This window comes from Ciceribacter sp. RN22 (assembly GCF_024054295.1).
Classification (GTDB): domain Bacteria; phylum Pseudomonadota; class Alphaproteobacteria; order Rhizobiales; family Rhizobiaceae; genus Allorhizobium; species Allorhizobium lividum.
In genome coordinates this window covers 1-10,931 of record NZ_JAMXLD010000019.1, presented here as the reverse complement: position 1 = coordinate 10,931, position 10,931 = coordinate 1, and the positions used below count along the sequence as shown (strand labels likewise).

General features: G+C 58.7%; 10 protein-coding genes. 6 read left to right on the top strand and 4 right to left on the bottom strand.

From position 1 onward, the window contains the following. Positions 1-324, bottom strand: a 324-nt coding sequence (locus NHF53_RS22730; RefSeq protein ID WP_252836232.1) for a recombinase family protein, incomplete at its 3' end; no start/stop codon positions are given. A gap of 556 nt (positions 325-880) precedes the next feature. Here NHF53_RS22730 and NHF53_RS22725 point away from each other — a divergent pair. Together NHF53_RS22725 and NHF53_RS22720 are read left to right on the top strand one after the other, a co-directional pair. Then, on the top strand, positions 881-1,357 hold the full coding sequence (locus NHF53_RS22725) for a hypothetical protein (RefSeq protein ID WP_252836231.1): 477 nt from the start codon (positions 881-883) through the stop codon (positions 1,355-1,357). 196 nt (positions 1,358-1,553) lie between these two features. Further along, entirely contained in the window at positions 1,554-2,489 is a 936-nt protein-coding gene (locus tag NHF53_RS22720; RefSeq protein WP_252836230.1) for a helix-turn-helix domain-containing protein, read from the top strand. Positions 2,490-2,495: 6 nt separating this feature from the next. Here the strand turns inward: NHF53_RS22720 and tnpB are convergent, their stop codons facing one another. Further along, the gene (tnpB, locus tag NHF53_RS22715) at positions 2,496-2,882 is read right to left on the bottom strand and encodes an IS66 family insertion sequence element accessory protein TnpB (RefSeq protein WP_252836229.1); all 387 of its coding nucleotides are present in this window, start codon (positions 2,880-2,882) and stop codon (positions 2,496-2,498) included. Between the two features lie 578 nt (positions 2,883-3,460). Continuing rightward, complete coding sequence (locus tag NHF53_RS22705; protein WP_252836228.1) at positions 3,461-3,604, bottom strand: hypothetical protein; 144 nt, start codon at positions 3,602-3,604, stop codon at positions 3,461-3,463. A gap of 1,046 nt (positions 3,605-4,650) precedes the next feature. Here NHF53_RS22705 and NHF53_RS22700 point away from each other — a divergent pair. From NHF53_RS22700 to NHF53_RS22685, 4 genes are all read left to right on the top strand, one after another. Then, positions 4,651-6,252, top strand: a complete 1,602-nt coding sequence (locus NHF53_RS22700; protein WP_252836227.1) for an APC family permease — start codon at positions 4,651-4,653, stop codon at positions 6,250-6,252. Further along, positions 6,224-6,952 carry a GNAT family N-acetyltransferase gene (locus tag NHF53_RS22695; RefSeq protein WP_252836226.1) on the top strand — a complete coding sequence of 243 codons (729 nt, stop codon included), beginning with the start codon at positions 6,224-6,226 and terminating at the stop codon, positions 6,950-6,952. Before NHF53_RS22700 ends, NHF53_RS22695 begins: the two co-directional genes overlap by 29 nt. Next, complete coding sequence (locus NHF53_RS22690; RefSeq protein ID WP_252836225.1) at positions 6,939-8,330, top strand: pyridoxal-dependent decarboxylase; 1,392 nt, start codon at positions 6,939-6,941, stop codon at positions 8,328-8,330. Before NHF53_RS22695 ends, NHF53_RS22690 begins: the two co-directional genes overlap by 14 nt. A gap of 186 nt (positions 8,331-8,516) precedes the next feature. Next, complete coding sequence (locus NHF53_RS22685; protein ID WP_252836224.1) at positions 8,517-9,146, top strand: GNAT family N-acetyltransferase; 630 nt, start codon at positions 8,517-8,519, stop codon at positions 9,144-9,146. A 581-nt stretch (positions 9,147-9,727) separates the two neighbouring features. Here NHF53_RS22685 and NHF53_RS22680 read toward each other — a convergent pair. Next, positions 9,728-10,396 (bottom strand): recombinase family protein, encoded by a 669-nt coding sequence (locus NHF53_RS22680; RefSeq protein ID WP_252836223.1) that lies wholly within the window; start codon positions 10,394-10,396, stop codon positions 9,728-9,730. Between the last annotated feature and the right edge of the window lie 535 nt (positions 10,397-10,931).

Below are 10,931 nucleotides of genomic sequence, written 5' to 3'. Positions count from 1 at the left end.
CATGTGGAACATCAATCGTCCACCAGATGAACCTGTGTCGATACTTTCGGTCAGGGAGCGGAAAGCGATGCCGCGCCGTCCCAGTTGCTCAAGAAGGCCAACGAGTGCCGAGAGGGAGCGTCCGAGCCGGTCGAGGCGCCAGACCACCAACGTGTCACCCGCCCCCAGTTGTACCAGGGTCGCACCGAGACCGGCTCTTTCGAACTGGGCTCCCGACTCGCCCTGATCGCTGAGAATGAGTTCGCATCCAGCGGCCTTCAGCGCCTGAAGCTGCAGATCGAGCTTCTGTTCATCCGTCGATACGCGGGCGTATCCAACAATCATCCTACTCGCCTTTCGGTGATCGCAGACATCGCATCGACACGATGAGAGGGTTGCTACCCCACACCACGTCTCGGTTGTCCAAAGTCCGGTCACTCAACTTGTTGCTTGACAAAATGGGTCCCTTCTGTCCTGTGGCGAAAGTCCTCATGGCGCAGATAACGGGCTTCAACAGAAACAATGGCTTATGGCCAGCATGACCATTGATTTGCGTCGCGAAACACCTATGTCTTAACCGACCGATTTTGTCACAGGGATTACGCAATAATAACAGTACGTTACGTCGCTTCCGGGCGGTTCGTGCGATTCTGATGGTGATGTGGTCCAAACGGGCTCCTGCGACGGCGACAATCGCGGGCCCCAGGCGCGGCAAAGCGTTGGAGTTGCCGCTGGTTCCCAGTGGGTCCTGTCGCGAGGCTTCTTGCTTGCGTCTGTTTGTCGGCGGCGTGTCTGGCATCGTCGTCCGATGCCTGATCCGCGCTGAACCTCTTCTCGGGATTTTCCTGTGTGCCTTGGTTTTGTCCGTCGGTCCCGCCGGCAGGTGGGTGGGAGATGCACTATGAGTGGGCGCTCTCCCGGTTTCTCCCGACGCAAGACGGCCCCCGGAAGCATTGCCGAGCAACGAAGGAAAGCGCGCCCCCTGCGGGTCCCTGCAGACGGGCGCCCGTCTTCGTCGGATCCGGACGGGAGGACCCATGTCGTCAGACTCAGCATTCTCGGGGCAGAGATCGGTCTGCTGTTTGGCAATGGCAGCGAGACGGGTAGCGGGCTATTGGCGCTGTCCAGCGACAACGATCCTCAGCACGCCATCGACGCATGCGTCGGTTCGTCGCTGACGGTGGAGATCGATGCCCGGACTGGCCTCTATGTCCTTCGTGGAGGTAGTGAGCGCGACGGTTGCATCCTCATCACGGCGAGCGAAGAGCATCTCCTCGACCACATCGTCGCAGACCTCTCATGCAACTTCATGGTGCCTGGCAGGCGCCAGGTCCAACATTATCTCAAGCTCCCTCCTGAAAGGCATCAACGTCGTTGACGATGCGACGGGATTGCTGACGCGCGACACCTTTAAGGGTGCACGGTTTGTTCACGCAACGGGTTCTCCGCGCGGTGACGGATTCGAAGACCAAAAGGGTTGCAGGCCGGGTTTCAATCTCCTTCTCCGATTGAACTGACCCATGCCGGCGGCCAATGCCATCTTGTTTTTCTCCGACCAGGGGAGACTGAGAGCAATGACCGATGCATTTCCGTGTGAAAGCCATTCACCGCCCCGCACAGCTGAAAACCACACCAATGTGGATCTGCGGCTGGACCATGAAGGCGGTATCTTCGCCTCCATTCCAGCTTCGGTGGGCAAGCGCACCGAAACGCCGTCGGGGGCCATCATTGATGCTTCCCGGCCTGCAGGATCAATGAGTTTTCGTTCAAACGCGGAATTCGCCACCGTAATGCTTGCGCCGTCAATAGGAATGCAGTCCGCATTCGCGAGCGACCGGGTCGAGACCTTCGATGCGCGGATCGGCACACTGATTATCAATCCAGCGGGTATCGATCGTTTTTTGCGCTGGGACTCCGAGAAGAAGAACGTCTCTATCGCGTTCGCTCAACGCGCCTATGCCGAACTTGCGGCTGCGGAACTCGACGGCGCGACCTGGGAACTTCGCCCTCCGGCCTTCGGTCATGTCGATGTGAATGCGCTGCGTCTCGCACGCGTCTTGAGTGGCGAACTCGCAGGAACGTCCATCAATGCCCTGCATATCGAATCCCTCCTCATAGTTCTGGGCGTGCATCTCATCCGCAAATACTCGAGCGCCAAGCGGAATCCGTCCAAACCTGCAATGACGGGCCTGTCGGCAGCGAGCGCCAAGCGGGTCGTCGCCTACATGCGCGAGCACCTGGCGAAAGATATCTCGGTCGCTGAGTTGGCGAGAGAGGCACAGCTCTCACGCGGTCACTTCCTTCGCGCTTTTGCGAGATCATTTGGAGTTGCGCCTCATCAGTATCTCCTCAATCTTCGCCTCCTGGCCGCGGAAGACCTGTTGCTAGGAACAGATCACCCGATTGCCGAGGTCGCTTACGAAAGCGGCTTCTCGAGCCAGAGCCATCTGACCAGCGTCATGAAGCGATTTAGGCAAGTCACACCTGCCCGGCTGCGGCACACCAGATGAGCAGGATCATTTTGACCATTCTCGACACCAATTTGGACGCGCTTCGGCAAACTCATATTGCCGAACAGGATGGCGCACCATCGCGTCGAGATCGATGCCGTCAAGCAGCCAGCGCAACTGTTCGGTATCGAGCGTCACGACCGGCGCCTCGCGGCGGGGCCAGCGAAACGGATCTTCGGACAAGGCTTTCAATACAAACACGAACCCTGACCGCTCGAAGAACAGGAGCTTCATCCGGGTGCGCCGGCAGTTGCAAAAGACGAAGAAAGCACGCGCGAACGGGCTCAGGCCCATCGACTGCTCGACCAAGATCGCCAGGCTGCTGATCCCCGCCCGAAAGTCGATCGGGTCCCGGTGAAGATAGACACGAGGATCGTCAGCCAGCCGGAACATTGCACCGTCCCAGAGCTTCGATCATCGCCGATAGGGCCCGCTCATCCACATTCTCAAGCTCAAGCCGCACACCATTTGGCAAAGACGCCATCAGTCGCATTCCTGCCGATGATGGCGGGGCCGGCATGTCGGGCTGCTGCGCAATCGGCGACGCTGCAACCACCGGAACCAAGGCCGACGTTTCCTGCCCTGCAACAACCGTCAAAGCACCCTGGGCCTGGCCAGCTTGGCGAAGCTTCACCCAGTTGCGTAACTGATTGGCGTTGACGCCGTGCGCCTGTGCCAGACAGACGGGCGGCCGAGCCCCCGGGCATCAGGGCAGCGTCGATCAGCCGGTCTTTCTCGACGGGATCGAAACGCCGCTTCTCGTTGGAAAGAACCTTCACAGACCGAAGACCCCCTGAGTCCGTCAAGATATCCAATGTCATTGTGTCCACAGTCTCCCTTGTGGAGCGAGACTCCTTCATTCTCCGTCCAGTGAACAGGTGCGGGGAATTGTGCGCTTACGATCGACTGGCGCATGCGTCAAATCTCCGTTGGTACGCGCGAGCAGCGACTGGTGGCCAATTGACGGTCGCTCACATCTCCGATACCCGGCGGACAAATGATCCTGCACGCAATCCTTCCGGCTGGCGCTGGGTCGATCGTCCGTTTTCGATGGTGTTCATGATCACGAGGTCATGATCGGTGGGTCCGTTCTTCTCCTTCGTGATCGAGGTCATCCGCGACCCGATGACCAGGAAGGGTCCAGGTTTTGCTGCGCAGCTGAACGATCGAGAAAACCTTCGGGCCTATCGTCCGCGGGCTCGGGTGCGCCGACTCGGCCTGCGCACTGATCCTTGTCACGATCGGCAGCAACCTGCTCCGCACAAACGCTCGTTGTCGAACTTCAAGACGGAGACCGCGTGCGTTGTCCGACGCATCCATCCGAAACGACCCCGGCGAAACGGATCGCGCCAACAAGTATGGAAATGCGCGCTTACATTCGACGAGGGGTGTTCCAGGTTGTTTGTGGGCTGGCTGTCGAGATTCCCGGTCGTCGCAAGATCCTCGCCAAGCTCCATTCGGATGGTCATTCCAGCAAAGAGCAGCAGGGTTCGCGCAGATTTCCAGAACTGCCTGCCGGACGCAAATCAAGGTGCCGATTCTGCAAAACGAGACTCTGTTTTGAAATACGTAGCGGATGCGGGAAGCCAATATGACCTCAATTCGGTTCTTCGAGCGATCGGTGGGCAATGCGAGAATATTGTGGCTTCTGTACCCGGGCGGCGGAATACCTGTTGTTGCGTTTCGAAATAGCCTCTGCAAAACGGCGCATCCGCCAGCGCTCCTCTCGACATTCCCGAAGACAGGGCCGCCGTTGGTTTTCAGGGCAGGCACCAACGGATAAACCGGCACACACCTGCGCCCGAACGAGGTTCGACGGGGACGCGAAAGGGGTCGATCTGGTTTCGGAAGGGACGTCCGGTCTCTGCGTCGCAACGCGGATAACCTCGCCGACAGTCATTCCAATCGGTGGCGCCCGTCGTCCAGTTGTCGCAGCCCTAAGGGATGCACCACGTACACGACGCCGACTTTCCCGAAGCGTCGACCCGTCGCGGGGCACATTGGTTCGTCTGTTCGTGGGGCCGCAGGGTCCCTCTTGTTACGCTTGCCGGAACGGAAGGTCGAGCGAGCAAGATCTGGACGATGCTCCCCGGCCGTTCGGCCGGCTGAATGGCGCCGTCGGCGCTACGACGTGAACCTGGGTCTGCAAGAGGAGACTGCGATGGATCTCACCAGCATCGGGCAAACGGACCGGGAAACCTCAGGGCCCGGCCAGTCGAATCTTCTGCGAACAATCAGTTGGAAGCACGCCTTCTGGGTCGCCAGTGGCGTCCCCGCACTTGTACTATTCTCGATTGGGGGGATCGCGGCGCTGGTTGGGCCACCTTCCTGGCTTTGCTGGACCCTTTCTGTGTCCTTCGGCTTTGTTCAGGCGTTCGTCTACGCCGAGATTGCGGGGCTCTTTCCCGGCAAATCGGGCGGAGCCTCCGTATATGGTGCGGCCGCCTGGGTCAGATATGGGAAGATCATCGCGCCTCTGTCCCTCTGGTCGAACTGGCTTGCATGGACGCCGGTCCTGACCGTCGGCTCGAGCGTTGCGGCTGGATACATACTGACAATGTTGTTCCCGCCGGACTCGGCCGTCGCGACCTATCGGTTGACGCTCCTTCGATTGGATTTCGTGAAGGCCGGTCTTGAGATGCGGGTAACTGCGTCGTCGCTGATTGCGACCTCACTCTTGCTCGCGACGTTTTGCGTACAGCATCGTGGAATTCTTGGCGCGGCGAGAGTGCAGATGGTGATCGGCATCGTTGCGCTGACACCGCTCCTCCTGATCGGCATCGTACCGTTCTTCACAGGGGATGTCGTGGCTGCGAACTTTGTGCCGTTTGTGCCCTTGAGCGGCGCCTGGGATCGCACGGGATGGGCGCTCTTCTTCGGCGGAGTATACCTGGCGGCATGGTCCTCCTACGCGTTCGAGACGGCGGTCTGTTACACACGTGAGTTTCGCCGGCCTTCGGAGGACACCTACAAGGCGATATTCTGGTCCGGCATCTTGTGCCTTGCGGCCTACTCGCTCGTTCCGCTCGCGTTTCAGGGTTATCTCGGAGTCGAGCGGATGTCCGCTCCGGATATCGTCGACGGTTCGGGCGTCGGCGCCGTCATGGCCGCGATGGTTGGAGGTAATGGTGTTCTCGCAAAGATCATTCTTCTCCTCCTCATACTGGCCCTCCTGCTTGCTATCAGCACGTCGATGGCCGGATCTTCCAGGACCTTGTACCAGGGGAGTCTGGACGGCTGGCTACCTCGGTTTCTGGGGAGAGTGAATCACAATGGCGCTCCGACCAACGCCATGTGGACGGATCTCGGTTTCAATGTCGTTCTTCTCTTGCTGTCGGACTCGATGTTCGTACTAGCAGTGTCAAACATCTGCTATCTCGTCTTCATTTTCCTGAACCTCAACGCCGGCTGGATCCACCGCATCGACAATGCCCATATCGAGCGGCCGTTTCGCTGCTCCAACTGGCTGATGGCGTCCGGCGTCGGTCTGGCTTTCGTCAATGCCTTCCTGCTCGGAGCCGGGGCAAATGTCTGGGGTGAGGGGACACTGACGAGCGGGATCGTCGTACTCCTCCTCATTCTCCCGATATTCTGGTTCCGCCACTACGTCCTGGACAAGGGAAAGTTCCCCGCCGAAATGCTGAAGGACCTTCGTCTTGCCTCGGGCGCTCTCGAAAAGCCCAGGGCCGGGGTTCTGCCCTACCTAGCGCTTGCGTCGGGCGTTGCGATCGTCTTTGCCGCAAACCTCTACTTTCACTCCTAACGGTTCTCCACCCAGTCAAAGGAAGGGTCCAAACGCGATGGAGTCTCAACTCAAAAACAGGGCGACGGTTCGCTTTGCTGCTCACACCGACATGGAGGCGGTCTGCAGCGCTCTTGCAGCCGGATTCGATGACGATCCCCTGTTCCAATACATGTTTCCATCCGAAGAACGGCGCCGTCTGAATCTGCCCCGGTTCTTCGCACCCTATGTCCGGCTTGCCCTTGCCTGCGGGAAGGTCCGTGTCATTCAGGCGGTCGATGGCGACGATGGCGCGTCCATTTGCGGTGCCGCGGTCACCTTTGAGCCGGAATTCTACCCGGGCTCTCTGCGGCACAGCCACGCTTCGGCCGCGGAGCTGGATGAACAGGTATACGAGGCAAGCGGAGTGGATGCCCTGACCGCGGTCGCCGCCATGGATGCGCTGACGGCCCATCATCCGAAGGCTCCGCCGCACCAGTATCTGCTCTTCATCGCCGTCCGACCGGAGCGTCGAGGATGTGGATATGGCGCCCTGCTGATGCAAAGCATGGCCGCGGAATGGGATGCCGCGGGCCAGCCCGGTTATCTCGAGGCGACGACCGATCGAAGCACGACGGGGTTCTACCACCGACACGGCTGGCAACCGTTCGCCGCCCCCTTCAATCCGGCCAACGCGCCTGTCGTTTTCCCACTCTGGAGGAATGCTGATGTCCGTCTTTGATCTGCGACACGAAGAGTTCACGAATTCTGACAAAAGCATAATGACGAAAGTTGAGAGGCTCGCGTCAGAACTGCATGGTCGTAGCGAGGAATTCCTCGGCTATCAGTTCAATTCCGTGTTCGACTATTCTGCCCTTTCGCCGTTCCTCAATGTCCACCTGAACAATCTCGGCGATCCGTTCTCGTCCGGCTGCAAGACGATTGGCACAAGGCGGTTCGAGCAGATCGTTCTTGATATGTTTGCCGACCTTTGGAACGCAGAGGGACGGCATCCTCTCGTGCCCGACTCCTACTGGGGCTACGTTCTCAGCATGGGGTCCACGGAAGGGACCATGTTCGCCTTGTGGAATGCTCGTGACTATCTTTCCGGAAAGCCCCTCCTGCACGAAACGATCTGGCCTACTGAAAAGATGCCGGAGCCTGTGATCTTTTGCTCGCAAGATACTCATTATTCCGTCACGAAATGTGCGTCCCTGCTCAACATGGCTACGTTTCATGAACTCGGAAGCCGGCGCTTTCCGGGCGAATGCCCAGTCACGGAAGACGGTTCGTGGCCGCTCGCGGTCGCAAGCAATGATGGTTCGATCGACCCACTCCAACTCGCAGAGCTTGTGAAGTTCTTCCTTGATCGTGGTCATCCCCCGGTGATCGTCCTCACGGTCGGAACCACCTTCAAGGGCGCGTATGACGACCCGGGTCTGGTTTGGCAGGCCTTGCAGCCTGTTCTCGATCGTAGCGGCCTTTCGCTCGGTGCGGCGGGCGATCGGCAGGCATTCTGGATTCACATCGATGGAGCACTGGGAGGCGGCTACTTGCCTTTCCTCGAGAAGGCGCGTGGCCAGGGCCTCGTCGAGGAGACCGGTCCGATTTTCGACTTTCGGCTTCCCTATGTCTGCTCGATCGTCACGAGCTCGCACAAATGGTTCGGCGCGCCCTTCCCGGGTGGTGTTTACATGAGCAAGGAAAAGTTTCGCCTGAGGCCTCCGTCACGACCGGACTATATCGCATCCGCAGACACGACGTTTGCCGGCAGCCGCAATGGCCTTTCTGCGCTTATCCTATGGTATGCGCTCATGACGAGGCCGACGGACAATCAGGTCCGCGATGCGGCCTATTGCTCGCGGCTTGCGGAGTATGGCTTTTCACGTCTGCTTGAGCTGAATGAGAAGATGCCGTTCCTCAACGCCCAGCGCTCACCAAATTCACTCGCACTCCGGTTCGCCCGTCCAAGATCCCCGGTCTTTTCTCGCTTCGGCCTGAGCGGCGAGGGCGACCAAGCCCACATCTATGTGATGCCACATGTCAAGCAAGAGCTGCTGGACCGTTTCTTCGACGTGCTGTCCTCCCCCAGCGCCTTTGTGCGTAGACCGCCGGTGTAGTCGCCGGCGGTCACCGGTGTGAGTACAGTGTCGATAGACAGCATCCACTCAGCAACTGCCCGGAATCTCGCAACCGGTGCTTCGAACGCTGTCCGGATGCCGGGTGAGGGAATGTCGCCTCATCCGCCTCGACGATCTCTGGCAGGCAATTATCGAGGTGAGCTTGTGAAAACCCGAATCGATCCTATGAAGACAACCGTACGCACCGGAACCGCGGCCGATTTTGAGCCGGCGTGCGACACGCTTGTCGAGGCTTTCTTCAATGACCCGTTCATCGGGTATATGTTTCCGGATCCTGCCCGCCGTGCTCAATTTCTGCCTGCCTACTTTTCGGTCTACTGCGCCGGCTCGGAACTGCTGATCGCTCGGACGGACACTGCCGACTATGCCGGTGTGGCGGTGAAGTTCACGCCTGAAAGCCTGGATCTCAGTCCTGAGCGCGCGGCGGCGGACAGGGAAGCAGTCTTTGGTTCGTGTGGGCACGACGCCCCAACCGTCATAAGGGGGATGACGGCACTGGCTGACGGTCACCCGCATCATCCGGCCCACATATATGTACTGTTCTTGGGCGTCCGGCCGGAGGGGCGCGGGGCCGGCATCGTTCTCCTCAACCATGTCATGGACATATGCGACCAGGCGGGCCTGCACCTCTATGGTGAAGCCACGACAACTCGCATCCGCGGCTTTTATCGGCGGATTACGAACGGAGTCGTCAGGCCGCCGGTACGCCTCGACAATGGACAGGAGTTGTATCCCCTGATGCGAGCGCCGCAACCAGGAAGCGGCGACGGGCTCGGGGGACCAGCACAACCGTGAAAGGCAAGACTTCGGTGATCTTGATGCCGTCGCGATCAAAGTGCCAGGCATCAACCGGCGTTGTCCGAGCGGCCTGGCGTACACACCAGCCGGATCGGGTGATGGGAATGTCAGCACCATGCGGGACGGCTAATTTTGGCAGTCGCGTCATGGCGGAGTTGACGGCCCAACTGTCAATGTCAGACCGTTGCAACCAAACCAGCACGTGCTTCGTTCCCGCCCTCGTGAGGCCAGGATGCATGCCGACGGATGCGAAACCTGAAGAAGCCCATCCGGCCGGGCGGGACCTTCAAGGTGTTGCTGCCGGATTGCTTCGGACGGTCCGCCGAGATGTTTTTCGAAGGTCAGATCGATGGGTATTTTCCGGAGTCATATGTCGGCCCGTCCGCGAGCGCGGGCGACGATAAAGCCACACCGGCAAGCAGGCGATTGTTCGCAGTCAGGCGGTCGCCTTCGTGCGTGACGTCTCCGGGACGCGCAGACTGCGTCAGCTTGATCTGGAAGCACCTCGGGCCAGTTCGGTGAACGGTGAGGGTGGTCCGCCGGAACGAGACAGATGAAGGGTGAACGTATGGCGACGATCACACGCCTCTGCTCATATTTGAGCCAGGGTTCGGGCTCTCTCCCCAGTCGGACGCGTCTTCCGAAGCCGTCCCGCTGGCGTCCAAAACACGAAGGCGGTTCGACTGGCCTTGGCCGATCGAGTGAGCGTAGCGTCGCAGAGTTCGTTCGGATATATTCAGCCGCCTTGCAAGGTCCGGTACGCAAGCGTCTTTGCGATGGATGACGTCGATGACCTCGCGGACCTGTTCGTCAGTCAAGGCCTTCGGTCGCCCCAAACGGACCCCACGAGATCTGGCGGCCAGCAAGCCGGCCGTTGTGCGCTCGCTGATTATCGTTCTTTCGAACTCTGCAAGAGATGCCATTAGATGGAACATGAGCCGTCCACCCGCCGAATGGGTGTCGATATTCTCCATAATTGATCGGAAGTTCACTTTTCGCCTGCCGAGGCCATCTATTATTTCCACGAGACCTGACAAGGACCGGCCCAAACGGTCGAGCCTCCACACAACAAGCGTGCCCCCCGGTTGGAGGCTGCAGAGAGCCTTTTCCAGTCCTTCTCGATCAAAATTCTGTCCGGACTGACCGTGGTCTTGAAAGATGCGATGACACCCTGCCTTTTCCAATGCCTCCAACTGAAGATCAAGCCTCTGCTCCTCTGTTGAAACGCGGGCGTATCCAACAATCATATTTCTCTTCCTAAATGGATTTCATGGAAATAGGTCAGTAATCACCTCAATAACCTGAGAATATCATGTGCATTTTGGCAAATTCTCTATTTTTATATTTAGAAGAAACTTGTGTTGTGGGATATAATTCTGAGCTCGATTGTCCTATGTTCGTGTATTTTTCCTGCTTTGCGCGTCTCTTTGTCGCTAGCGGAAGCTAGTTTGAAGCTTGGCTACTTCGTCGAAATAAACGAAAATACGCCCAAAGTGCGTTCGCTTTCTTTAGAATTAGTTCGCCTACAGCTTTGCTTGGAGTACGCAAGAGTGCGCGCTGTGTGTTGCCTCCCGTGAAAGTTATCCTTTCTATGACAACGTGAGACATTCTTGTCAAGGTTGTTATCGGTTGTCAATACACGGCGCTATGCGCCACCGGTAGGCGACACAGCTGCGCGCCGACAGATCGTGTCCCAGCGCGTGGTGTAGCTGGATTTCATAGCCATCGGTGATTTCCGGTAGGGTCGGGTTGCTTAGATCCAACCTGAAGGACACCACCGAT

Excerpts from the sequence above, each read along its gene's own strand:
- NHF53_RS22700 (WP_252836227.1), top strand. The coding sequence starts at position 4,651 with ATGGATCTCACCAGCATCGGGCAAACGGACCGGGAAACCTCAGGGCCC.
- NHF53_RS22680 (WP_252836223.1), bottom strand. The coding sequence starts at position 10,396 with ATGATTGTTGGATACGCCCGCGTTTCAACAGAGGAGCAGAGGCTTGAT.
- NHF53_RS22685 (WP_252836224.1), top strand. The coding sequence starts at position 8,517 with ATGAAGACAACCGTACGCACCGGAACCGCGGCCGATTTTGAGCCGGCG.
- NHF53_RS22725 (WP_252836231.1), top strand. The coding sequence starts at position 881 with ATGAGTGGGCGCTCTCCCGGTTTCTCCCGACGCAAGACGGCCCCCGGA.
- NHF53_RS22720 (WP_252836230.1), top strand. The coding sequence starts at position 1,554 with ATGACCGATGCATTTCCGTGTGAAAGCCATTCACCGCCCCGCACAGCT.
- NHF53_RS22690 (WP_252836225.1), top strand. The coding sequence starts at position 6,939 with ATGTCCGTCTTTGATCTGCGACACGAAGAGTTCACGAATTCTGACAAA.
- tnpB (WP_252836229.1), bottom strand. The coding sequence starts at position 2,882 with ATGTTCCGGCTGGCTGACGATCCTCGTGTCTATCTTCACCGGGACCCG.
- NHF53_RS22705 (WP_252836228.1), bottom strand. The coding sequence starts at position 3,604 with ATGACCTCGATCACGAAGGAGAAGAACGGACCCACCGATCATGACCTC.